The sequence below is a fragment of the Bradyrhizobium sp. UFLA05-153 genome (assembly GCF_054185185.1).
This window is the reverse complement of record NZ_JBBIAM010000015.1, coordinates 103260-125786: the sequence shown is the minus strand read 5'-3', so window position 1 is coordinate 125786 and position 22527 is coordinate 103260. Positions and strand designations below refer to the sequence as shown.

Sequence of the window (22527 nt, the reverse complement as noted above, 5' to 3'; positions counted from 1 at the left end):
TAAGAATGTCGGCTTCCTCCACGCGCTCGTTGGCGAAGAAGCGGTAGGCTGCCTTCGTGTTCGCCCAGTCTTGGCACGCGAACGGTATGCTCCCGCCCATGCCATCACCAATTTGCCTTAACAGCTCGCCAAATCGTTGACCAAGACGGGCGTCCTTGAAAGCCGTCTTGTCGATCTCGCGCTCAGTCCAGTGTTCGACGGCGCTTTCATCACGATCATCCTGGTGACCATCCGGGCCCGCCGACTGACGAGATATCGCACCGCTCGAACACATGAAGGCACCTCGCCGTCGCGATTCAGGTGCTCAACAATGAATCACAAGCGATTCATCCGATTCAAGATTCTTCGATCGAGCCTCCCGCAAATGAATCAAGCACTTGTGGGTAATTGAAAGCTTGACCGGACGGTGACCGGGCGGTGTGGGGTTCTCGCGGCGGACAGGCTTGCGCATGCCGCCATCAAAGCGGCACCGGGATAGACCGGCAAATTATCAATCCCTTGGGCCTCGAAATGATCGGAAGACACCGCGCGTGGTGGGTGTGGAGATGCCCGCCGGTCAGTCAAAATAAACTCGCTTGCCGTTGCGCGCCTCGAAGTCTTGGACGATGTGCTCCCACTTGGCGGAGCGCATCAGACTGAGTGGATTATGAGCCATCGCGCGCGCGACAAATGGTGATCCATCGTCTTGATAGATCTCAAAAGCAAGGCCCTCGTAGTTGCCCGTCTTGAATAGCTTCTGAGGATTGATTTCACTCCAGTGCAAATTCCATTCGACGTAGTTTTCCCGGGACTGGTGCTGCATCCATTGCAGGATTTTGAAGGGATTAACAGGAACGACAACGTCTGCTAGTGCCATCAATTCGCTTGAAGTGCCGGCAGGATAGCAATGTAAATGGACAGCGACCGGAGTATCTCGCAGCGCCTCAAAAAGAGGGAAGAAGTCTAGGTCGTTTGTCATGATGTGAGCCTCTGACATGTGGCCTGAGGTCGCATGCTTGAAGACGTCGATTGCGAGAAGAATGTCCACTCCCTTTTGCCGCAGAGTTTTGTTTTGCCCTCGCGTTAGACCTTCTCGCACATGCATGAAGGGGGTGCGGTTCACTAGCTCAAACCGTTGACGCTTGAGTGTAACCCGTTGTTCGTAGTCGCTCTCGGATTCGTTGTCTTTTTAAGCTGGCAGAGCATCGTAATAGAAAGTCCGCTGACGACCTCCAGCGATTGCACGATAGTCAATCACGCTCTGACTGAGATCCAGCCCAAAATAACCTGAGGCCTTCTTCACCATGGCGTCGATGAAGCCGCCGTCGACGAAAGCGTATTTTGTCACGGGTGCAGCACTTCCTGATCGACCGCCACCAATGGCCCCCATACGTCCGAAGCTCATCTTAGCTCCCCCCAGGCTAGCCTTTCGCAACCTCCGGGCACGCGCAAGCAGATTTCCCCAGCGAGGGGATAGATTTTTGACCAGATCAGTGATGGCGATCGCTAGCGGGCGCGAACGGTGACATCTGAGTTGGTACTGATGCCCCTGCCCGAAACGTTGTTAAACTTGCGCTCGTCAGTCTCCATTGCCAAGCGGAGCGCTTCACAATTCTGAGGAGCTGTTTGATTGTCCGCTAGACATGCTTTGTAGTTTTCGGCGGAGTCTTGGTATTCGCTTCTCGCTTGCATCCGTCCGGCTACCCCACAGCCGCCGAGCGAAATGGCGAGGAGCACGATTGCCCCGAGCCTCATACCGCGCATAATCTCTCCCCCCGTCTACCCAGGGGAATTCAACCGGAACGCGCGCCCAAAGGCAATGCCCCACGAGGGGGTGGATTTCTTAACGCAAATCAGATGAGATGCTCGGCGGAGCTTAGCAACTCCCGCCAAAGGCCTTGCCGGGCCTGCTTGGCACCAGGGCGATGGCAGGGCGATCCTTGCCGGGATCAACTTCGCCATCGATTAGGCCGCGCTGGTTAGCCGCCAGCGTGAACGGCACCACTATGCCGGGAAGGCGGCGGCTATACAAGACCCTTCGGGGAAAGGCCGTCGCGCGCCGTCTCTGGCGGCGTTGCTAACTTCCCGGCGCCAGTGCTGTCCACTGGCACCCGGCCTTAGCAAGCCGGCAAATCCAGAGAACCACCCATGACCATTGAAAGACCGACGTTTCCGCCGCGTGCGGAGTCTGTGGATTCGTTTTCCATTCAACCCGCCCCCGACCACCAGCCCAACGAAAGGCCTCCCAGCGAGTCTCGCGAGCTCGCTGAGGGGCTATCCCGCCGCAACGTGCTTGGCGCCCTTGCTGTCCTGCCAGCTGTGCTCCCTGCCGCTGCCGCGGCCACTTCCGCCGACCCGATCTTCGCGGCGATCGAGGCGCACCGCAGGGCCGTCGCGGTGTCGGACGCCGCCTATGCGGAGGCCAAGCGCCTTCGCCGGCTCGCCGACGAAACGGTCGGGCCCTCGTCGATTCAAGTGCTCGATATGCGTGAGCCCAGCAATCCGCCGGGCTGGCATCCTTATGTCGAGGCCGGATCGATCGCGGACATCATCGAGTTTGTGCCCGGCGACGCGAACGAGGAGCTTCGCGACCATTACCTCGAGCGCTGGAGAGAAAGGCGAGCCGAGCGGGAGGCGATCACCGGCGACCTGGACGAATTCACCGACGGTCCCGCAATCGCGGCATGGGATGTGCTCGACGAGTTTGCCAAGACGGTGCCGACCACCCTGGTCGGCCTGCTGGCGATGCTCACCTATGCCGAGGAGCTTTGCGACTGGGAGCGGGAGGCATTCAGAGACGATCCGGCCGTCATCATCTCGAGCCTCGCGACCGCGGCCAAGGCGCTGATCGAGAGGCAAGCATGAGCGAGATCATCGCATTTCCCAGTGCCGAACAACTTTCCGAGGTCCACTCCGAAGATGCTGGCGACAAGCTCCACGCCGAAGCCTTTCGCGATCTGGAGGGCGCGGTTTGCGATGTCGACCGGATGGGTGAGATTGCGAACGACCTGATCATGCGGTGCGCGGCAACGGAAGACAGCCTTCACGATTTGGAGTTGGCTACCTTTGCCGTCTGGCAGCTGGCCAAGATGCTGAAGGAGCTCAGAGCCAGCTACTACAAGCGCTGGCACGGTGATCTGGTGGGGGTGTCATGAAGCGCAGGCGCCGATCGCATAGAGCCCGCAACCGCCAGCGGCTGGCCGCGCACGCCCGCCGGCTGAGGCGGTAGGCGGTAAAGCCGGACGACATGTGGTGGGGCGCCAGGCCCCGGCGCCCCGGTTTGCGCGAAGCCAACCCCACGGGGAGCAGCGATTGGCTTGGGCGCGGGAAAGAGATCAGTCGGGGACGTAAAAAATTCCCGGCTTCGGTCCCGCGCTCATACCTCGAATGCGACGCAGCTTGGGCGCCGGTCACCGGGTGGTCACCGCAGGTGCCATGCCATCCACAGGCCTTTCGTTAGAGGGCCTGACGGGCACATCGCGCAAGCTCTACTTGATCTACGTCAATTCGTTCGGGAAAAAGTAGCAAAACCTCGCACGCGCGACCTTTGTAATTTCAATGGGAGGTTAGCATGGCAGTAGTTGTTCAATATGTAGTCAAACCAAATCCAGGTGCCGACTTCGCGGGAATACTCGAACTGGCTAAGGAGAGCGCCGGGCTTTGGCGCAAGCACGGTGGCAAACCAAGGTTCTGGTCCGTCGCCGTCGGTGAATTCGGAAATTTCGTTTTCTCAGTAAACTTCGAGACGTTCTCAGCTTACGGCGCGACAGTTGAGAAACTAAATGCCGATCCAGCGTTTCAAACCTGGCAAGCGAAAAGATTGAAAGCGGGCTTGACCACCCTCGTGCGTTCGAATTTGGCGACTGAGATTGAACTTTGAGGAGCACTCCCGCGCCCGCCGGTTCACGCTGGCGGGCCTATCCTTTCGGGAAGGATAGGAACAGTTTGATCACGAACCAGAGTGTGGGCGCCGAGATCAGGGCGAGTGTCAGGCCCATGAAGATCTGGCAGATCCGGCTTGTACGTTCATTTGTGCGTCTGCCAACCATGATCGGACCATCGAAAGGCGCCATCTAGGTGAAACGTCGAGGCTTCGGTCCCGCTTCAGAGCTCACGCCCCATCGAGGGATGGCTGCAGTGCTGGCACTTTCTGCTGAGGCTGGGCCGCCGTGGCGCGGTTCTTAAAGTAGTCGAGGACGAAGAGGCGTATCGCGGACGACAGATTGCCCGTGCGGGCGGTTGCTGTCGATCTCGCCGACCAACTCCGACAGCGTCATGTTGCGCAGGCCGGAAATCTCCTTCATGCCATTCCAGAAGGCCTCTTCCAGGCTGACGCTGGTCTTATGGCTGGCGACAACGATGGATCGTTTCACGACGGGGGATTTCATGGATTCCTCGCGCTCAATCAGAAGACGAATCTCGCCTGGATGACTTCAGTGTGGGCGAGTCGTTCGGTGCCGTCTGTTCGGTAGGCAACACTTCGCCCCCGCTGCGAGAGAAGCCCGCGAGCGTGAACCGGCGGTGACGGGAGCCGCTCGCTATTACCCTACGCTTTGGCCTTCTTGCGTCGTGGCCCGGAATCTGGCGGCGGCTTCCGGCTGTTCAAGGCCCGCATGATCCCGATCCGGGCGAACATGGTCGGGCCGCCTTGCTCGGCCACCAGGATCAGCGCCTCCATGGCGGCTTGCCATTCTGGTGCGTCATGCACCTTGGGCGGCAGCGCGGCGATGCACTCGCCAGCATCGCGCAAGGTGACGAGCTCGCGGCCACCAATCTCTATCGGATCGTCGAAAGGCCGCCCCCAGCCTCGGTCGGTCACTCGTCGCGCGGATTATCGCTGCATGCACGCCGCCACATATGGACGTAGCCCGCCCGCGCTTCCGCTCCGTTGATTGTTGAGGCCCATCTTTCGACCTTCATCCTCACAACGCTGGCGCTTGGCGGCAACGGCGGGATTGCTCTGGGTGGCGCATTCGAACCGCATCTTCCCCGGCGGATATTGTGCGCAGTCTTGCGCCAATGCTTGAGATCCGATCGGGCTCAGCAACAGAACCGCCAATGCGATCATGCGAAACATAATTGACCCTCTATGCAAAAAATATCGCCTAATCGAACCGCAACCGGAAAGCGAAAGCAAGTGCGTTCGGTGGTGAGCTTCATGAGCCAGCCCTAGCGCGATTCGGGCTTGGGACGATGCTCCCTGGAGGATGGCCCCGCGCTTACCACTGATCTTTGGGTACTGGTTTTGGCGAATTAGGATTCTCAAGTGTTAATGTTTGGGCCCTGCTAGAAGGCGTAGAATTGCTTTGCCTCCCAGGGCTAACGCCCCTCCAGCCTTGGCTCCGGGAGAGCAGGCGGCCCTACGGAGCTCCCGGCAAAGTGGGGTCGCCGCGGTATAAATGATCGTCCAACGCGCGCACAAGGGAGTGCGTGTCATGCACCTTCAGACATTCAGGGACGACCGCCACTCAAGGCACTTCGACTTGATCGGTGGAAAACGACACCGCTGGTCAATTGACCTGGTCACGGCAACGGCTGCGGGCGTCCTAGTGGCAGGCTTCGCGTGTGCCCTCTTGGCCCTATGGGTTCGCTAGCGGCGCGGCCGAGCACCAACAATGCACCGCTGGACTCTTGACGGCGTGGCGCCGGCCGGAATTGATCCGCGGCCATGGGGCGGCATCAGCACGTCATCGACGAGCTCGCGCGCATGGAGCGCATCTGCCTGGAGTTGGCGGATGGCAGCAGCATGCCGGAGGAGCGGGCAGGGCTGCTGATCATGGCGAACAACTATCGCGCCGCGATCCTGGACACGCAGTCCGGCAAGTCATTTGCCAACACAGTGCCCACACGAGGTTTTCGATCGTTTGGTTTTTCGTCTTAAGTCTTTGATTTTGCTTGGTGAGCGCGCTGGGGCTCGAACCCAGGACCCCGTGATTAAAAGTCACGTGCTCTACCGGCTGAGCTACGCGCTCCCATGGCCGCTTGATGGCTTCGCTGATCGATCGCCATCGCCTTCGGACATTCGAGAAGCATGTCTTGCCACAACGTAACGCGTCGCGGGGAAAACCGGCAGGCTGTTTCCGGATCATGCTTTCGGCCCGCGCTGTGTAGGGGGAGCGGCCGCTGAGGTCAATAGCGGGCGAGGTTGCCGTAGATCGCGGCAAGGGCGGGGATTTCCGCGCCCATTCCGTGGTTTAGCCCGAAAGTTTCAACCTGCCGACGAACGTCATCCACTTCGAAGAGCAGGTGACGTCCAATCCCGGGGCCGTCGACCCTAGTGCTCCGGCCGCCGTCGGGCTCGCGTCAGTTCGCCTCGCGGCGGACCTCGCTTGCGACCGGCTGCGAGGAACCGGCGGGGCTCGGCAGCGCAACCGGGCGCAGCCCGATCAGCTCGGCGGCGCGCACGGCGCTGTCGCGCCAGAACTGGAACGAGTTGATGCGGCTGAGCTCCAGGATGGCGATCGCGACCGCCGCCAGGAACGGCAGGCTTTGCAGCACCAGGACGCCGGCGAAGATATAGATCTCTGTGATCTGCCGGTAGCTGTTGGAGGCGATCAGGACGCCGGCGCCGATCAGCAGGAGCGCGCCGATCACGGCCTCCCAGAACGCCTGGAACTCGATCGACATCCGGGACAGGCCGCCCTTGGAGGTGCGGGCGAAGGCAATGTGCTCGGTGATCAACCCTTGCGCGACCGCGCGCGACACCGTCCACTGCACGCTCATGGCCGCGATCATGGCGCCCAGCATCTGGCCGGGCTTCACCGCGACGCGCAGGCGGTACATCGACAGGAAGTGCGCGAGCGAGACCACGAAGGCGGCGATGATCGGCAGCGTCAGAATCCTGTCGGGGATCGCGATGTCGGCGAAAGCGACGATCGGCACCCAGACGAGGTTGAGGAGGGCGACGACGACGCCGAGGCTTTCCGCACCCAGCCAGTTCAGCCAGCCCAGCCCATATTCGCGCTTCTGGTCTTGCGTCAGCCGGCTCGCGCCGGGCAGGAAGCGCCGCCAATGCTTCTTCACGATCTGCAAGCCGCCATAGGCCCAGCGGTGACGCTGCTTCTTGAAGGCTTCGTAGGTGTCGGGCAACAGGCCCTGGCCGTAGCGGTGGCGGGTGTAGTGCGTGGTCCAGCCGAGCTCCTGGATCGCAAGGCCGAGATCGCTGTCCTCACAGATCGTATCGCTCGACCAGCCGCCGGCCATGTCCATCGCGGCGCGGCGGATCAGGCACATCGTGCCGTGCACGATGACGGCATTGAACTCGTTGCGCTGGACCATGCCGATGTCGAAGAACCCGGCATATTCGCCGTTCATGATGTAGTGCATGATCGACAAATCTTCGTCGCGGTGATCCTGCGGCGCCTGCACGAGGCCGACACGCGGATCGGCAAAGGCCGGCACCAGATCCTTCAGCCAGTCTGGATCGACGACATAGTCGGCATCGAGGATGCCGATGATCTCCGCATCCGCCGCGGTGCGGTCCATGGCGATGCGCAGCGCACCGGCCTTGAAACCCTGCACCTTCTCGGCGTTGATGAACTTGAAGCGTTCACCGAGCGCGCGGCAGTGATCCTGGATCGGCTGCCAGAAGGCGGGGTCGGGCGTGTTGTTGATGATGACCACGCACTCGTAGTTCGGATAGTTCAGCCGCGACAGCGCATCGAGCGTCTGCTTGAGCATGTCGACCGGCTCGAAATAAGCGGGGATGTGGATCGACACCTTCGGGCAGTAGTTCTCGGGCACGTCGGCGATCGGCTTGTCCTTGGCAAGCAGCCGCTGCGGCGGCCGGCCGAAGGCGACCGCTGCGATCTCCTCGATGCGCGCCATCGCGATGAGGACAAGGGGAACAAGCAGGATCATGCCGAGCGTCAGCGCGAAGGCCGAGCCGAACAGGAAGTAGTGTCCGTTCCAATAGGCGAACACGATGGCGGCCCAGGCGCCGACGCCGTTGGCGGTGACCGAGAGCAGGAATGCCTGCGGCGCGGTCGGCTGCGACAGGCGCATGATCGGCAGCGACAGGAGAATGCCAACCAGGAGCGCGATCGTCATCAGCTTCCAGTAGTCGGGATTCTCAACCGGGCCGGTCCAGGCGAATTTCGGCTCGCGGCTGGCGTTGAGGATGCCCCAGTAGGGACCGACGCCGCCTTCGAAGAATTTCCAGGGCTGATCGATCGCCTCGACGATGTTGTAATCCATGCCCATGGCTTCGGCGCGGCTGACGAAGTTACGCAGCGTCAGCGCCTGCTGGAACGCACCCGGGTCGGCATTGCGCAAATTGTAGCCCGCGCTCGGCCAGCCGAACTCGGCGATCACGATGCGCTTGCCGGGGAACAGGTTGCGCAACAGGTTGTAGCGATCGACGGCCTGGTCGACCGCCTGGTCCGAGCGGAAGTTTTCCCAATAGGGCAGCACGTGGGCGGCGATGAAATCGACGCTGGAGGCGAGGTCCGGATTGTCGCGCCAGATGTTCCAGATCTCGCCCGTCGTGACGGGAACACGAACCGCGCTCTTGACCTTCTTGATCTTGTCGATGAGGTCCTCGACCTTCTGCTCGCCGCGGAAGACCACCTCGTTGCCGACCACGATGCCGATCACGTTGCTGTTCTTGCGGGCGAGGTCGATGGCGGCCTTGATCTCGCGCTCGTTGCGATCCTCGTCCTTGTCGATCCACGCGCCGACCGTGACCTTGAGGCCGAACTCGGCGGCGATCGGCGGCACCAGTTCGTTACCCTCCGTCGCGGAGTAGGACCTGATGGCGCGCGTGAGGGTGGAGAGCTTTTTCATATCGGCTCGGATCTTCTCCGAGTCGACGGTGGGATCGACGACGTGTCCCGGTTCGAACGGCGTGTACGATAGGCTGGGCAGCAGGCCCTTGAAATCGGGGGCGGGCTCCCTGTCGCGCAAGACTCCCCAGACGCCCGCGTGGAGCACGGACACGAGCAACAGAACGGCGGCGACAACGCGCATCGCGGCTAAACCAAACGGGGCTGAGATGGCAGGGAAGCGGATCCGACCCCGAGATCCGACCGAGTCCGCGGCAAACGGAACATACCTCTGCCACGCCTTTTCACAACTGTCATGACGCCGTGTCGTTTAGCGGCATGGCCTTTTGAGGGCACCGACGATCTGAAAAGCACGAGCAGTGCCAATCGCCGGTATCGCCGATCGTTCCTGAACGGCGGGTGAAGTGATCGCGGCTATTTTGGGGGAGCGGCGGGTGAGGGGCTCGCGGCTGGCGCAGGGCTTGCGGCCGGCTGCGGCGAAGTGCCGGTCGTCGGCGCCGGCGGCTGCGACGCCGCGGCAGCGGCCTGCTGAGGCTGCGCCGCCGGATTGATCCAGCAGGCGTGCACGCGGCTGTCCAGGGTCTCGGCGACCTTCGGATCGATCTGGCCGCCAAAGCGGGTCAGGCAGCGGAATGCCGCCTGGATGTGGCCGCCCGGGCAGCCGAAGCGGTCGTAGAGATCGAGATGGCGGAAGGCGGTATCGAGGTCATCCCGCCACATCAGCCGCACCACGCGGCGGCCGAGCCAGACGCATTCGGGGTTTCCGGCCGGGCCGTTGATGGCCTGCGCCGCCTCGGCGAACTCGTCGGTGCGGCGCTGGTTCTGGTTGGCGTCCTTGGCGGCATCGGCTGGCGTTGTTGCGGCCGCCTTGCCTTGGTCCTGGGGAGCGCCGCTCTGGGCGAGCGCGCTTGAAAGGCCGAGCAGAACGACAAGGGAGGGGACGGCAACATGCCGCAGGACCGCATTCGTTAACTCAAGCACCCGTCGCCGCATAAATTCCCCGATCTCTCTGACCGCCCGCGCGAGAACTCCACGGACGCGCGGTGTGATGCCGTCCAAATGGGTCTCCAATGCGGCGGAAAAGTCCCGTTGAATCCCATGACTGGTATTTCGAATTTTGTCCAGCAAAGTCACCATGCTGTGCGGCGGTCGAAGAGCCGCAGGCAAAAGGGGCGGGATGGCAGGTGCAATTGCCGCTTGTCGGTATTGCCCCCTTGGCAGACGGCCTGCAAGCAGGTAATCGACGGACCCTTCGCGGAGGACGGAACCGATTACTCTTCGTACGCCACTGGCGCTCTTGCTCTTATCGTTGGGTGCGATTGCTGCCGTGTGGTGGTGGCTGGCCACGCCGATCACGCTGGCGCGCGCGCCCATCGATCCCAGTTCCAAGCTGCAATGCGTCTCCTACGCGCCGTTCCGCGGCGACCAGACACCGCTCGACCCCTCGACCCACATCGGGGCCGACCAGCTCGAGCAGGACCTGCGGCAGCTCAAGGAGATCACCGACTGCGTTCGCACCTATTCGATCGAGAACGGACTCGATCAGGTGCCGGCGATCGCCACCAAGGTCGGCGGGCTGAAGGTGATCCAGGGCATCTGGCTCGGCAGCAACCGCTCCAAGAACTTCTCCCAGGTCGCGACCGCGGTCCGCCTTAGCAAGGAATTCCCCGACACCATCACCTCGCTCGTGGTCGGCAACGAGGTGCTGCTGCGCGGCGAGATGACCACGGCCGATCTCGTGGCGATCATCCGCTCGGTGAAGGCGCAGGTTGCCGTTCCTGTGACCTATGCTGACGTCTGGGAGTATTGGCTGAAGAATCGCGAGGTCTACGACGCCGTCGACTTCGTGACGATCCACATCCTGCCCTATTGGGAGGATTTTCCGGTCCGTGCCAAGTTCGCTGCCGGCCACGTCGAGCAGATCCGTCAGCGCATGGCGGTCGCATTTCCCGGCAAGGAGATCCTGATCGGCGAGACCGGCTGGCCGAGCGAAGGGCGGATGCGCGAAGGCGCGCTGCCCTCGCGCACCAACCAGGCGCGCGTGGTGTCGGAAATCCTGACCCTCGCCAAGGCGCAGGGCTTTCGCGTCAACCTGATCGAGGCCTATGACCAGCCCTGGAAGCGCCAGCTCGAAGGCACCGTCGGTGGCTATTGGGGCTTCATCGATTCCGTCCGCCGCCAGCTCAAATACCCGCCGGGCGAGCCGATCAGCAATTTCCCGTATTGGAAATGGTACATGGGCGGCGGCATGGCCGTCAGCGTGCTGGTGTTCGCAGTCGCAGGCCTGACGCTGCGCCGCCGGCCCTGGACGCCGCGCTTCTCGGCATGGCTCGGCGTCGGCATCTCGGCGACATCAGCCGGCATGCTGTTCGGCATCGCTTTCGACAAGATGTACTACGAGAGCTACGGCTGGGGCGGCTGGCTGCAATGGGGTACGCTGCTTGCTGCCGGCGTGCTGTCGCCGATCTTCTGCGCGCAGGCGCTGGTGTCGGGACGGGGACTGCCGACCTTCCTCGATATCCTCGGTCCCCGCGAGGAGCGCAAATGGTCAAAACTCACTGCGGCGCTTGGGATAACGCTTGCGGTGACCGCCGTGATTGCAGCCGAGACCGCGCTCGGTTTCGTGTTCGATCCGCGCTACCGCGATTTTCCGTTCGCCTCACTGACCATGGCGGTGGTGCCGTTTGCGCTTCTGATGCTGAACCGCCCGCAGACCGGCATCCGTCCGATCGCGGAGTCGGTCTTTGCCGGCCTCTTGGCGCTGTCGGCGGCCTACGTGCTGATCAACGAGGGTCGCGACAACTGGCAGTCATTGTGGACCTGCGCAATGTACCTGCTGTTCGCGCTCACGCTGTGGCGGGCGCGGGCCGCGCAAAGCCCAGAATAAGCAGCCCGATCGCGATCCCCGACAACACGATGTTGTAGAGCACGATGCCGAGGCCTGCGGCGATCACGCCCAGCGTCAGCAGCACGATCGATGGCCGCATCAGGTTCAGCGTCGCGATCACGAGCGCGACGATGCCGAACACCGAATTCTTGAACAGCACGGTCGCGGTCGCGCGCGCCTTGCAGATCACGGTCTGCAGGCCGGCGTCGCAGGCGAGCGAGACTTGCGAGAACTCGACGGCGAGATAGCGCAGGTAGAGGGCGTAGCCGACGGTGACGAAGCCGACCACGAGCAGGAACTGCACCTGGTAGGGCGTGAGGCGGAACGGTTTCTTCTTCATGGGGCCAATATGGTCGGGAAGGCGGATGCGGGCAACAGGCAAGGCGAAGGCCTTGTCAATTTGCCTCAGAGTCTCACACTAACGGGTTGAGCTAACTTCAGTTTTTGTTTCGACTGAAGAACGAGGAGATGGTCGAGGCGGCCGTCGTCTCCTGCTTGGGCGGCGCGGGCGCCGGCGGCGGGGGTGGCGGCGGTTCCTCGCGCTTGGTGCGCTTGGAAGAGTAGCTCCGCCGGTGCTGCGGCTTCTCTGGCTTCTCCGGCTTGGCGGTTGCCGGCGGCGTCTCGCCCTGGGGAGAGGCCTGCTGGGTCGCTGCGTCCTGACCGCGCGTCGACAACCGCTGTCCATCGAACACGGTGGTCTCACAGGCCCGTTCGTTCTCGGTGAGGCCGGCGCAGATCCTGGCAGCGGCGGCCGCATTCACCAGAGGACCGGCGCCGAGGCGGAGCTGCATGCCGGCGCCGGTCTTGCTCTCCTTGATCATGATGATCGGCCGGAGGTTGGCGATCTCCGGGTTGGACTTGATCAGGCCCTGCCACAGCGCGCGCAGGCCACCGATCGAGTTGGCGCTGCCGAGATCCACGGCAAACCGGGTCTGCTGCACCGCTATCGCGGGCGCCGGCGGCTCGCTCTCGGCGGCCTCGGGCTCGGTGCTCGGTGCCGCCGTCGCGACCTCGGTCGGCGATGCTGCGTCGGCCTTTGGCTTGTCGGCCTTGTCCGTTCTGTCGGCCTTGTCGGGCTTGTCAGCCTTCTCCGATTTGTCTGCCGTTTCCGGCTGGACCAGCTTGGATGCGGCAGGATCGGGCGGCGCCATCAGCGATTTGGACGCAACCAGCGGCATGGTCGGCAGCCCGGCAGGCGGTGTTGCGGATTGCGGAACGAGCGAGGCCGCAGCCGCGGTCTGCGGCGGCGGAGCAGCCTGCTGCTTCGCCTGTTCCTTGACCTGATCCTTGCTCTGTTCCTTGTTCAGTTCCTTGGCCGGCTCTTTGGCGGCGTCCGCGCGCGGCTTGTCGCTTGATGCAGGCGTCGAGGCGACCGGCGCGACGTTTGGCGCGGCGGGTGACGGCGAGGGGGTCGGCTGCGCGGTGGCCGCTTGAGTCTCCTGCGCCTTCGCTGCTGGCGTCTGAGGCGCTGCATTCTGCTTTGCGATTGCGCCGGTGGCGGAATCGAGCCCTTGCTCCAAAACCGTGACGCGCGAATAGAGCCGGTCGCGATCGGTGTTGAGCGTCTCGATCGCTGACGCCAGCCTCCGGGCTTCGCTCTGGCTCTCCCTTGTCAGCATCTGGAGCCGATCGGCCTGGCGCGTGAAATCGGCGGCTGCGACCTGGTCGCGCCGCCAGCCGAGCTGCGCCTGATTGGCCATCACTGCGATCACCACGGCGCCGACGGCCCCGACGCCCCACGAGCCGAGGCGCCACATCATGCGGCGATCGAACTCGTTCTCCTCAGCCAGGAGTCCGGCGAGAAGACCACCGGATTCCCTGGCCTCGAAGACGCCGGCCAGTGGGTCGGAATCCTTTGCCATGATTGTTAAGTGCCCAGCCCTGTCGAGCTTCCCCGAATCAATCAGGGAACATTAACAGGAAAAGCGGGATGCACTTGAATTCCGGGCATTTGCGGGGGTAGCAAAACGCCTCTATGACGACGCGTAATGCAGTTCGCGCCGATCGGAAGCGATTCGGCCGACACTGGAATCACTGGGGATCTCGATGACCGCCCGCTCCAGCCTCACGATCCTACTCGCCGCCGGCGAAGGCACGCGCATGCGATCGAGCCTGCCAAAAGTGCTGCATCCGGTGGCGGGGCAGTCGCTGCTCGCCCATGTGCTCGCGGCAGCGCCGAAGGGAACCGACACGTCGCTTGCGGTGGTGATCGGGCCCGACCATGCCGCCGTTGCGGACGAAGCGCGGCGCATCCGGCCGGACGCGCTCACCTTCGTGCAGGCCGAGCGGCTCGGCACCGCGCATGCGGTGCTGGCGGCGCGCGAGGCGATCGCGCGCGGTGCAGACGATCTGTTGATCGCATTCGGCGACACGCCGCTGATCTCGGCCGAAACGTTCGAGCGGCTGCGCGCGCCGCTCGCGAGCGGCGCGGCGCTTGCCGCGCTCGGCTTTCGTGCCGCCGATCCGACGGGCTACGGCCGGTTCATCGTCGAAGGCGACCGCCTGGTTGCGATCCGCGAGCAGGCGGATGCGAGCGCTGAAGAGCGCAAGATCACTCTGTGCAATGCCGGCGTGATGGCGCTCGACGGGCGCCGCGCGCTGGCGATCCTCGACAAGATCGGCAGTGCCAACTCCAAGGGCGAATATTATCTGACGGATGCGGTCGGCATTATCAGCGACAAGGGATGGGAGGCCGTGGTGATCGAGACCGGCGAGGACGAGGTGCGCGGCATCAACACCAAGGCGCAGCTTGCGGAAGCGGAGAGCGTAATGCAGGCGCGACTGCGACGAGCGGCGATGGACGCCGGCGTCACGCTGATTGCGCCGGAAACCGTCTATCTCGCCGCCGACACGACGTTCGGCAAGGACGTGACGATCGAGCCCTTCGTGGTGATCGGTCCCGGCGTGTCGATCGCCGATGGCGCGGTGATCCACTCCTTCTCGCACATCGTCGAGACGTCGCTCGGCAAGAACGTCTCCATCGGTCCCTATGCGCGCCTGCGGCCCGGCACCTCGCTCGGCGACGGCGCCCGCATCGGCAATTTCGTGGAGACGAAGGCCGCAACGCTGGAAGCCGGCGTCAAGGTCAACCATCTCTCCTACATCGGGGACGCGACCGTCGGCGCCAATTCCAACATCGGCGCCGGCACCATCACCTGCAACTACGACGGCTTCAAGAAGCACAAGACGCTGATCGGGAAGGGCGCCTTCGTCGGCACCAACTCCTCGCTGGTCGCCCCCGTCAAAATCGGCAACGGCGCCTATATCGGCTCGGGCTCTGTCATTACCAAGGACGTGCCTGACGATGCGATGGCGCTGGAACGCAATCAGCAGACCATTCGCGAAGGCGGCGCCGCGCGCTATCGCGAGATGAAGACCGGCGCGAAGAAACCTGAAAGCTGAGCTTCGCTATTCGTCCTCGGCGAATTCCGAGAAGATTGCGCGGGTCAGGCGCCAGCCGCGCGGCTTGGCGCGCTTCACGGGTTCGCCAGCCTGGTGCTTGACGAAGACGGGCTTGCTTTCCTTGCCGCGTTGCGGCGGCGGCCAGTGCGCCAGATGCGTGCCGGCGGTCTCGCTCGCGCGCAAGTAATTGGACGACAGACCCTTGCGGTCGGATGAGCCTCTCATGACCGTATCTCCTGCGCGGGAATCGTTGGCCAAACTTGTTGACAGCAAGTTAATGTGCAGGGTTAAAGGCCAGCCAATTCGCCGCACATTAGGGCTACCGCCATTTGGTGCTGTCGCAATCCGCAATAATTATTGAGTTTCTGGTTCCTTCCGAGTTTCGATAAAAACCGATCGCGTCGTTTTGGCCATTTTTCGACGATTTGGGGGATATTGATCCGCATGTGCGGGATTGTCGGCATTCTCGGGCGCGAACCGGTTGCAGAGCAATTGGTGGATTCGCTCAAGCGGCTCGAATATCGCGGCTACGACTCCGCGGGTGTTGCCACGCTCGAAGGCGATCACCTGGAGCGCCGCCGCGCCGAAGGCAAGCTGAAGAACCTCGAGGCGCGGCTGCGTGACAAGCCGCTGAAGGGGACAAGCGGCATCGGCCACACCCGTTGGGCTACCCACGGCAAGCCGACCGAGCACAATGCCCATCCGCACGCCACTGAGCGCCTCGCGGTGGTCCATAACGGCATCATCGAGAATTTCCGCGAGTTGCGCGAGGAGCTCGAAGCGAAGGGGACGGTGTTCCGCACCGAGACCGACACCGAGATCGTTCTGCATCTGGTCGACGATCTGCTCACGCGGGGTAACAAGCCGGTCGAGGCGGTAAAGCTCGCCTTGAGCCGGCTGCGCGGCGCGTTCGCGCTCGGCTTCATCTTCGCGGGCGAGGGCGACCTGATGATCGGCGCCCGCAACGGTCCGCCGCTCGCGATCGGCTACGGCGACGGCGAGATGTTCCTCGGCTCGGACGCGATCGCGCTCGGTCCGTTCACTGACACGATCAGCTATCTCGAGGACGGCGACTGGGTCGTGCTGACCCGCAACAGCGTTGCCATCTTCGACAAGGACGGCCGCGCCGTCCAGCGCGACAAGATCAAGCATGCGGCCTCAAGCTCGCTGGTCGACAAGGCCAACTACCGCCACTTCATGGCGAAGGAAATCCACGAGCAGCCCGAGGTCGTCGGCCACACGCTGGCCCGCTATGTCGACATGGCATCCGAGCGCGTGTCGCTGCCGGTGAAGCTGCCGTTCGACTTCCGCGACATCCAGCGCGTCACGATCACGGCCTGCGGCACGGCGAGCTACGCCGGCTATGTCGCAAAATACTGGTTCGAGCGCATCGCGCGCCTGCCGGTCGAGGTCGACGTCGCCTCCGAGTTCCGCTACCGCGAGTCTCCCTTGCGCAAGGGCGATCTGGCGATCTTCATTTCGCAGTCGGGCGAGACCGCCGATACGCTCGCGGCGCTCCGCTACGCCAAGGCCGAAGGGGTGCACACGCTCGCCGTCGTCAACGTGCCGACCTCGACAATCGCGCGCGAGAGCGAGACGGTGCTCCAGACGCTCGCCGGTCCCGAGATCGGCGTCGCGTCCACAAAAGCCTTCACCTGCCAGCTCATGGTGCTTGCCTCGCTCGCGGTCGCGGCCGGCAAGGCGCGCGGCGAATTGTCCGAGGATGACGAGACCAAGCTCGTGCACGGCCTGGTCGAGATCCCGCGCCTGATGGCGGACGCGCTCACGACCGAAGTGCAGATCGAGAAGCTTGCACACAGGATCGCCAAGTCGCGCGACGTGCTCTATCTCGGCCGGGGCACCAGCTTCCCGCTCGCGCTCGAAGGCGCCCTGAAGCTGAAGGAGATCTCCTACATCCATGCCGAGGGCTACGCCGCCGGCGAGCTCAAGCACGGACCGATCGCGCTGATCGACGAGACCATGCCGGTCGTGGTGATTGCGCCCTACGATCGCGTGTTCGAGAAGACCGTCTCCAACATGCAGGAAGTCGCCGCCCGCGGCGGCAACATCATCCTGATGACGGATGCCAAGGGCGCTGCGGAGGCGACGGTCGATTCGCTCGTCACCATCGTCATGCCCGACATGGCGGCTGCCTTCACGCCGATGGTCTATGCCGTTCCCGTGCAGCTCTTGGCCTACCACACGGCGGTGGTGATGGGCACCGACGTCGATCAGCCGCGCAACCTCGCGAAATCGGTGACCGTCGAATAGGCAGGGTGAGCGCAGAAGGAGAGCAGGCGCGGTCGCCTTGCACCTTCAAAAATCTGCTAGAAGACCCTAGCTAGAGTGCTGCGACCGACTTGGAACCCGAATGACCGCCCGCGACGACGCGTCCCCGCCTGTGCCTGCCGAAGACCTGCCGCCGGAGCCGCATACCGGCCTGATGGGCCGATTCCGCAACTATTTCCTCACCGGGCTCGTCGTTACGGGACCGATCGCGATCACCCTCTATCTGGTCTGGTGGTTCGTCACCTGGGTCGATGGCGTGGTGCGACCGTTCGTGCCGCTGGCCTATCGGCCGGAAACCTATCTGCCGTACGGCGTTCCCGGCTGGGGACTGATTGTCGCATTTTTCACGCTGACGCTGGTCGGCTTCCTCGCGGCCAATTTGATCGGCCGGACCCTGGTCGATGTCGGCGAGACTTTCCTCGGCCGCATCCCGGCCGTGCGCGCCATCTACCGCGGCCTGAAACAGGTGTTCGAGACGCTGTTCTCGGGCAAGGGGTCGAGCTTCCGGAAAGTGGGTCTCGTCGAGTTTCCCTCGCCGGGCATGTGGTCGATCGTGCTGATCTCGCAATCGCCGAGCGAGGACATCGCCCGCAGCCTGCCGGGACAGGAGGAGCATGTCTCGGTGTTCCTGCCGTGCTCGCCCAACCCGACCACCGGCTTCTTCTTCTATGTGCCCAAGAGCAAGATCATCGAGGTTGAGCTGAGCGCCGAAGATGCCGCAACCCTGATCATGTCGGCCGGCGTGGTGCAGCCGGGATCGAGCCCCGATCCGAAGAAGGTCGCCGCTCTTGCGGGCGTAGCGAACGCCGCCCGCATTGCCAATGCCGCCGCCGTGCGCCCCGAGCCCGTCGAGGTGGAGTGAGCGTCAGTCATTCCCCCGCGGGATGGCCGGCATTCGCTTTGCGGTTCCCTTACTCTGCTATCATTCCAGACGGCGAAGCGCAGATCGCCTTCGCATTCGAACTGGAGTGAGCCATGTCCCCAACCATCGCGATCCTCGCACCCGGCGCCATGGGCAGCGCGGTTGCCCGCCGCCTGAGCGAGAACGGCGCGCGCGTGCTGACCTCGCTGAAGGGGCGTAGCGAGCAAACCGCAAAGCGCGCCGCGGAGGCGGGCATGATCGCCGCGGAGGATGCCGACATCGCGGGCTGCGACATCATCCTGTCGATCGTGCCGCCGGGCGAGGCCGTGGCGCTCGCCGAGCGGCTGGCCGCCGTGATCGTGAGGCGGGAGAAGAAGCCGCTGGTCGTCGACTGCAACGCCGTCAACGTCGCTACCGTGCTGGGAATCGAGGACATCATCGGCTCGGCGCAGGCACCGTTCGTCGATGCCGGCATCATCGGCTTTCCGCCGCAGCCCGGCAGCAAGGGGCCGGCGTTCTACGTGTCCGGCGAGCACGCACAGGACCTCGCTGTGCTAAAACAGCTCGGGCTCGACCTGCGGATCGTCGAAGGCCCGGTCGGCGCAGCCTCTGCGCTGAAGATGTCCTATGCCGGCATCGTCAAGGGTCTCGCCGGCATCGGCTCGGCCATGGTGCTTGCGGCCACCAAGGCCGGCGCAGCCGATGCGCTCCGCGACGAGCTCGCGCTCAGCCAGCCCGCGATCTTGGCGCGGCTGTCCACCGCATTGCCGGACATGATCCCAAAGGCCTATCGGTGGGTCGCGGAGATGCGGGAGATCGCTGGGTTCCTCGGGCCGGACCATCCAGCCAGCCAGATCTACGAGGGTTTTGCGCGCTGGTTCGAGCATCTCGCCGAGGATGCCAAGGGCGAGGGGGCAGATGCCGCGCTGCTGAAAGCGTTCGCCGTCAAGACGGTGTAGCGCGTACCCACTGGTCCGATTGCACCCGGTATGCCGCGCGAGGACTTGCGCTGGCTCATGGTCCGGCGTCAGTCAGTCCAACCGCGCCAGTGGGTCGGCTGAATGTCGGCGTGCGCTTTGCCCCGACCGTCAACCCAATTGGACCCATCCTTGTGACAGGGAAAAGGAAGCGCATGGACGATGCCGTCAAAGTCCAGCGCGCAGATTTCGAGATCTCGGTCTGATGGAGCTGTCGAAGTGGGCTGCCATTCGGCGGAGATGAGTTGCATGATCTAACCTCCCGCAGTGATACAGGGATGGCTCCTGCGATGCCCAACGATAGCACAAGCGGTCCATCCTTGAATGTGAACCAGTTCGCAACGAAGCAGCTAAACCGCACCCTTTCATTTGGCGGCGCCCGTTGCGTTGTCCTTGCTTCGCAGCGCCCGCGGTATTGCCAGGCAGACATCAACGACCAGATCAGCCAGTCAATCAAGTCATGGTCCCTGGCATAAAGCACCGGATCGATACGTCCGGATAGAAGTCGTTGTAGACCGGCCAGACCACGGTGCGACCGATCTTGTTCGGTGCGGTGATGATGGCATCGTTCGGCACATCGACCCAGATCATAACCTTCGAGCCGGCGTTTTCTGGCAGCCGTACGCGGTAGTGGCCGTCCTTTGTTTCCCAATCAACGTCTTCGACGGCGAGGCCGTCGGCGTACGAACAGCACAGACCCCTTCCGCTCGCCAAACTCTCAAACCACTCATGAAGCGCGGAGTCCTTGTAGCGTCCGTCGAGATCGCGCGCCGACGCCGGCAACATCACCATCGCGATCATCGCGCTGACAGCGCTTCGTGCGAGGCCGCACTCGAATGATCTTCTGCAACGCCGCCCCATGATACCTCCGGGTGAACGATCACCGTCTTGAAGTTTGTCCTTACCGGCCGCCAGTAGTTCACGAATTGAAAGTGAGGCCGAATGTCGCGAAACGCTGCCTGCGCTGAGATTTTCAACTCGCCATGCGCGAGCTTGACCTGCGCGTCTATCAAAGATGCATCTCGCAAAGAGAAGTCGCTTCGGTGATGGATTGCCGCGTCAAGCCTGGCAATGACGGGCCCCGTAGCGTCAGCCCGCACCGATCAGCGGGATCGCTTCGTCGCGCTCGTAGAGATAAAGCAGACAACGCAGCGCTTCACCGCGGTCACCTTGCAGCTTCGGATCGTCCTTCATGATGCGCAGCGCCTCGTCGCGCGCTTGCGTGATGAGCTGGCTGTGGACCTCGGAGCGCGCGATCCGGTAGCCGGGGAGGCCGCTCTGGCGCACACCCAGCACGTCGCCTTCGCCGCGCAGCTTCAAATCCTCCTCGGCGATCCGAAAGCCGTCAGTGGTCTCGCGGATCACCTTGAGCCGCGCTTTCGACATCTCGCCGAGCGGCTCGCTATAGAGCAGGAGGCAGGTGGAGGCTTCCGAGCCGCGTCCGATGCGGCCGCGCAACTGGTGCAGTTGCGCCAGGCCAAAGCGCTCCGCGTTCTCGATCACCATGATGGTGGCGGCCGGCACATCGACGCCGACCTCGACGACCGTGGTGGCGACCAGAAGTCCGATCTCGTGAGCGGCGAACTGCGCCATCACGCGGTCCTTCTCCGTGCCCTTCATCTGGCCGTGAACCAGGCCGACGCGATCGCCAAAACGCTTTTGCAGGCTCTCGAAGCGCTTCGTCGCATTGGTCAGATGCTCGGTGCCCTCGGCCTCGGATTCCTCGACCAGCGGACAGATCCAGTAGACCAGCTTGCCGGATTGCAGCGCGCGGGCGACGCCGTCCATGACCTCGGAAAGCCGGCTCATCGGCACCGCACGGGTGTCGATCGGCTGCCGGCCCGCCGGCTTTTCCCGCAGCTCGCTGACGTCCATGTCGCCGAAATAGGTCAGGACCAACGTGCGAGGGATGGGCGTGGCACTCAGCACCAGGACATCGACCGCTTCGCCTTTCGAGGTCAGTGCCAACCGCTCGCGCACGCCGAAGCGATGCTGCTCGTCGACCACCGCAAGAGCGAGACCCCTGAAGATCACGTCGTCCTGGATCAGCGCGTGGGTTCCGACCAGAAGATCGATCTCGCCATCGGCAAGCCGCGCAAGGATGTCGCGCCGCTCCTTGCCTTTCTCCCGCCCGGTGAGGATCGCAACCCGCAGGCCGGCGCGCTCGGCAAGCGGGGCGATGGTCTTGATGTGCTGGCGCGCCAGAATTTCGGTCGGTGCCATCAGCGCGGCCTGCTTGCCGACTTCCGCGACGGCGGCGGCAGCCAGCAGCGCCACCACTGTCTTGCCGGAGCCGACGTCGCCCTGAAGCAGGCGCAGCATGCGCACGGGCTGCTTCAAATCATCGGCGATCGCGGCCGCCGCGTTGCGCTGCGACGGCGTCAGCGCGTAGGGAAGGGCGTCGATGATGTTGTTGCGAAAATGGCCGTCGCCGGCGTTGCGCACGCCGGCCGGCCTGCGCAGCTGCGCACGGATCAGCGCCAGCGCGAGCTGGCCGGCGAGCAGCTCGTCGAAGGCAAGGCGCGACCAGAACGGCTGGTCCGGCAGCACGTCCGTCAGCTCGACCGGCTGGTGCACACGCGTGAGCGCTTCCGCGATGGGCGGGAAGTGGCAGCGGCGGATGACCTCGGGGCTGATCCATTCCGGCAAGGCCGGCAGCTTTTGCAGCGCCTGCGCGATCGCGCGCCGCAGTGAGCCAAGCGCCAGACCTTCGGTGAGCGGATAAACGGGATCGATGCCGGAGAGCTTTGCGATGGCCTCCTCGTCCAGCACGCGGTCGGGATGCACGATCTGCGGAATGCCGTCGTACATCTGGAGCGTGCCGGAGACGTAGCGCTTCTCGCCGACCGGGAGCAGCTTTTCGACATAGCCGGGCTTTGCTCGAAAGAACGTCAGCACGACGTCACCGGTGTCGTCGCTGGCGTAGACGAGATAGGGCGCGCGCGCATTGCGCGGGGGCGGCGGGCGGTGGCGATCGATCGTCACCTCCAGCGTTACCACGGTGCCGGGAACGGCATCGCTGATCTTCGGCCGCGCCCGGCGGTCGATCACGTTGCTCGGCAGGTGCAGCAGGAGATCGACCAGCCGCGGCGTCTCATCGCGGCTGAGCAGGTAGCGCAACAGCTTGTCCTGCTTCGGCCCGACGCCGGGCAGGCTGGTCACGGGAGCAAACAGCGGATTGAGCAGGCTGGGGCGCATGAGGCGAATCTAGGATCGTTCGTGCCCGTCATGCCCGGCTTTATGCCGGGCATCCACGGCTTTTTTCGTCGGCGAGCGCCCGGTCCATGATGGTTTGAAACCGCGCGCCGCGACAAGAAAGGGCTGACATCGGACGCCTCAGTCGCTATA

At 63.6% G+C, this 22527-nt stretch carries 20 protein-coding genes, 1 tRNA gene and 1 pseudogene; 9 read left to right on the top strand and 13 right to left on the bottom strand.

Annotation, left to right across the window (positions count from 1 at the left end; translation table 11 throughout):
- The 3 genes from Q2941_RS12080 to Q2941_RS12070 form a co-directional block, all read right to left on the bottom strand.
- Positions 1-274, bottom strand: a 274-nt coding sequence (locus Q2941_RS12080) for an IS4/Tn5 family transposase DNA-binding protein (RefSeq protein ID WP_458192600.1), incomplete at its 3' end; no start/stop codon positions are given.
- A gap of 282 nt (positions 275-556) precedes the next feature.
- A complete protein-coding gene (locus Q2941_RS12075) occupies positions 557-1084 on the bottom strand; it encodes an NYN domain-containing protein (protein WP_458192604.1) in 528 nt (175 codons plus the stop codon).
- Positions 1085-1168: 84 nt separating this feature from the next.
- The gene (locus tag Q2941_RS12070) at positions 1169-1384 is read right to left on the bottom strand and encodes a hypothetical protein (protein ID WP_458192599.1); all 216 of its coding nucleotides are present in this window, start codon (positions 1382-1384) and stop codon (positions 1169-1171) included.
- A 785-nt stretch (positions 1385-2169) separates the two neighbouring features.
- Here Q2941_RS12070 and Q2941_RS12065 point away from each other — a divergent pair.
- From Q2941_RS12065 to Q2941_RS12055, 3 genes are all read left to right on the top strand, one after another.
- Positions 2170-2844 (top strand): hypothetical protein, encoded by a 675-nt coding sequence (locus Q2941_RS12065; RefSeq protein ID WP_458192598.1) that lies wholly within the window; start codon positions 2170-2172, stop codon positions 2842-2844.
- Complete coding sequence (locus Q2941_RS12060; RefSeq protein ID WP_458192597.1) at positions 2841-3134, top strand: hypothetical protein; 294 nt, start codon at positions 2841-2843, stop codon at positions 3132-3134. Before Q2941_RS12065 ends, Q2941_RS12060 begins: the two co-directional genes overlap by 4 nt.
- A 416-nt stretch (positions 3135-3550) precedes the next feature.
- Positions 3551-3859 carry a hypothetical protein gene (locus Q2941_RS12055; RefSeq protein ID WP_212461226.1) on the top strand — a complete coding sequence of 103 codons (309 nt, stop codon included), beginning with the start codon at positions 3551-3553 and terminating at the stop codon, positions 3857-3859.
- A gap of 231 nt (positions 3860-4090) precedes the next feature.
- On the opposite strand, the pseudogene Q2941_RS12050 reads toward Q2941_RS12055, so the two are convergent.
- A pseudogene (locus Q2941_RS12050) lies at positions 4091-4367 on the bottom strand (ribbon-helix-helix domain-containing protein).
- 158 nt (positions 4368-4525) lie between these two features.
- Positions 4526-4798, bottom strand: coding sequence for a hypothetical protein (locus tag Q2941_RS12045; RefSeq protein WP_254112472.1), 273 nt, complete (start codon positions 4796-4798; stop codon positions 4526-4528).
- An 849-nt stretch (positions 4799-5647) separates the two neighbouring features.
- Between Q2941_RS12045 and Q2941_RS12040 the strand changes: the two genes are divergently transcribed.
- Positions 5648-5860, top strand: a complete 213-nt coding sequence (locus Q2941_RS12040; RefSeq protein WP_458192596.1) for a hypothetical protein — start codon at positions 5648-5650, stop codon at positions 5858-5860.
- A 15-nt stretch (positions 5861-5875) separates the two neighbouring features.
- Here Q2941_RS12040 and Q2941_RS12035 read toward each other — a convergent pair.
- The 3 genes from Q2941_RS12035 to Q2941_RS12025 form a co-directional block, all read right to left on the bottom strand.
- Positions 5876-5951 (bottom strand) — tRNA-Lys (locus Q2941_RS12035).
- Positions 5952-6282: 331 nt separating this feature from the next.
- Complete coding sequence (locus Q2941_RS12030; RefSeq protein WP_458192595.1) at positions 6283-8946, bottom strand: glycosyltransferase family 2 protein; 2664 nt, start codon at positions 8944-8946, stop codon at positions 6283-6285.
- A gap of 230 nt (positions 8947-9176) precedes the next feature.
- Positions 9177-9755: a hypothetical protein gene (locus Q2941_RS12025; RefSeq protein ID WP_027527963.1), complete on the bottom strand. Its 579-nt coding sequence runs from the start codon at positions 9753-9755 to the stop codon at positions 9177-9179.
- 334 nt (positions 9756-10089) lie between these two features.
- On the opposite strand from Q2941_RS12025, the gene Q2941_RS12020 reads away from it, so the two are divergent.
- Positions 10090-11649 (top strand): glycoside hydrolase family 17 protein, encoded by a 1560-nt coding sequence (locus tag Q2941_RS12020; protein WP_458192594.1) that lies wholly within the window; start codon positions 10090-10092, stop codon positions 11647-11649.
- On the opposite strand, the gene Q2941_RS12015 is transcribed toward Q2941_RS12020, so the two are convergent.
- Both Q2941_RS12015 and Q2941_RS12010 read right to left on the bottom strand, forming a co-directional pair.
- A complete protein-coding gene (locus tag Q2941_RS12015; protein ID WP_458192593.1) occupies positions 11609-11989 on the bottom strand; it encodes a hypothetical protein in 381 nt (126 codons plus the stop codon). The two genes, Q2941_RS12020 and Q2941_RS12015, sit on opposite strands and share 41 nt — an antisense overlap.
- 97 nt (positions 11990-12086) lie before the next feature.
- On the bottom strand, positions 12087-13511 hold the full coding sequence (locus Q2941_RS12010; protein WP_458192592.1) for a hypothetical protein: 1425 nt from the start codon (positions 13509-13511) through the stop codon (positions 12087-12089).
- A gap of 184 nt (positions 13512-13695) precedes the next feature.
- On the opposite strand from Q2941_RS12010, the gene glmU reads away from it, so the two are divergent.
- The gene (glmU, locus tag Q2941_RS12005) at positions 13696-15051 is read left to right on the top strand and encodes a bifunctional UDP-N-acetylglucosamine diphosphorylase/glucosamine-1-phosphate N-acetyltransferase GlmU (protein ID WP_458192591.1); all 1356 of its coding nucleotides are present in this window, start codon (positions 13696-13698) and stop codon (positions 15049-15051) included.
- 6 nt (positions 15052-15057) lie between these two features.
- Here the strand turns inward: glmU and Q2941_RS12000 are convergent, their stop codons facing one another.
- Complete coding sequence (locus tag Q2941_RS12000; RefSeq protein ID WP_027527968.1) at positions 15058-15276, bottom strand: hypothetical protein; 219 nt, start codon at positions 15274-15276, stop codon at positions 15058-15060.
- A gap of 219 nt (positions 15277-15495) precedes the next feature.
- Here Q2941_RS12000 and glmS point away from each other — a divergent pair, with 219 nt between their 5' ends.
- The 3 genes from glmS to Q2941_RS11985 all read left to right on the top strand — a co-directional run bounded on the left by glmS (position 15496) and on the right by Q2941_RS11985 (position 19161).
- Positions 15496-17322, top strand: coding sequence for a glutamine--fructose-6-phosphate transaminase (isomerizing) (gene glmS, locus Q2941_RS11995; protein WP_254112468.1), 1827 nt, complete (start codon positions 15496-15498; stop codon positions 17320-17322).
- A gap of 100 nt (positions 17323-17422) precedes the next feature.
- Positions 17423-18202, top strand: a complete 780-nt coding sequence (locus Q2941_RS11990) for a DUF502 domain-containing protein (RefSeq protein ID WP_458192590.1) — start codon at positions 17423-17425, stop codon at positions 18200-18202.
- A 113-nt stretch (positions 18203-18315) separates the two neighbouring features.
- Positions 18316-19161, top strand: coding sequence for an NAD(P)-dependent oxidoreductase (locus Q2941_RS11985; protein ID WP_458192589.1), 846 nt, complete (start codon positions 18316-18318; stop codon positions 19159-19161).
- Positions 19162-19632: 471 nt separating this feature from the next.
- Here the strand turns inward: Q2941_RS11985 and Q2941_RS11980 are convergent, their stop codons facing one another.
- A complete protein-coding gene (locus Q2941_RS11980) occupies positions 19633-19980 on the bottom strand; it encodes a hypothetical protein (protein WP_027523420.1) in 348 nt (115 codons plus the stop codon).
- A 288-nt stretch (positions 19981-20268) separates the two neighbouring features.
- Entirely contained in the window at positions 20269-22377 is a 2109-nt protein-coding gene (recG, locus tag Q2941_RS11975) for an ATP-dependent DNA helicase RecG (protein WP_458192588.1), read from the bottom strand.
- Positions 22378-22527: the final 150 nt, after the last annotated feature.

Coding starts and splice junctions, on each gene's coding strand:
- Q2941_RS12060 (WP_458192597.1), top strand. CDS start 2,841: ATGAGCGAGATCATCGCATTTCCCAGTGCCGAACAACTTTCCGAGGTC.
- Q2941_RS12000 (WP_027527968.1), bottom strand. CDS start 15,276: ATGAGAGGCTCATCCGACCGCAAGGGTCTGTCGTCCAATTACTTGCGC.
- Q2941_RS12055 (WP_212461226.1), top strand. CDS start 3,551: ATGGCAGTAGTTGTTCAATATGTAGTCAAACCAAATCCAGGTGCCGAC.
- Q2941_RS12015 (WP_458192593.1), bottom strand. CDS start 11,989: ATGAAGAAGAAACCGTTCCGCCTCACGCCCTACCAGGTGCAGTTCCTG.
- Q2941_RS11990 (WP_458192590.1), top strand. CDS start 17,423: ATGACCGCCCGCGACGACGCGTCCCCGCCTGTGCCTGCCGAAGACCTG.
- Q2941_RS11985 (WP_458192589.1), top strand. CDS start 18,316: ATGTCCCCAACCATCGCGATCCTCGCACCCGGCGCCATGGGCAGCGCG.
- glmS (WP_254112468.1), top strand. CDS start 15,496: ATGTGCGGGATTGTCGGCATTCTCGGGCGCGAACCGGTTGCAGAGCAA.
- Q2941_RS12010 (WP_458192592.1), bottom strand. CDS start 13,511: ATGGCAAAGGATTCCGACCCACTGGCCGGCGTCTTCGAGGCCAGGGAA.
- Q2941_RS12070 (WP_458192599.1), bottom strand. CDS start 1,384: ATGAGCTTCGGACGTATGGGGGCCATTGGTGGCGGTCGATCAGGAAGT.
- recG (WP_458192588.1), bottom strand. CDS start 22,377: ATGCGCCCCAGCCTGCTCAATCCGCTGTTTGCTCCCGTGACCAGCCTG.
- glmU (WP_458192591.1), top strand. CDS start 13,696: ATGACCGCCCGCTCCAGCCTCACGATCCTACTCGCCGCCGGCGAAGGC.
- Q2941_RS12075 (WP_458192604.1), bottom strand. CDS start 1,084: ATGCATGTGCGAGAAGGTCTAACGCGAGGGCAAAACAAAACTCTGCGG.
- Q2941_RS12040 (WP_458192596.1), top strand. CDS start 5,648: ATGGGGCGGCATCAGCACGTCATCGACGAGCTCGCGCGCATGGAGCGC.
- Q2941_RS12025 (WP_027527963.1), bottom strand. CDS start 9,755: ATGCGGCGACGGGTGCTTGAGTTAACGAATGCGGTCCTGCGGCATGTT.
- Q2941_RS11980 (WP_027523420.1), bottom strand. CDS start 19,980: ATGATCGCGATGGTGATGTTGCCGGCGTCGGCGCGCGATCTCGACGGA.
- Q2941_RS12030 (WP_458192595.1), bottom strand. CDS start 8,946: ATGCGCGTTGTCGCCGCCGTTCTGTTGCTCGTGTCCGTGCTCCACGCG.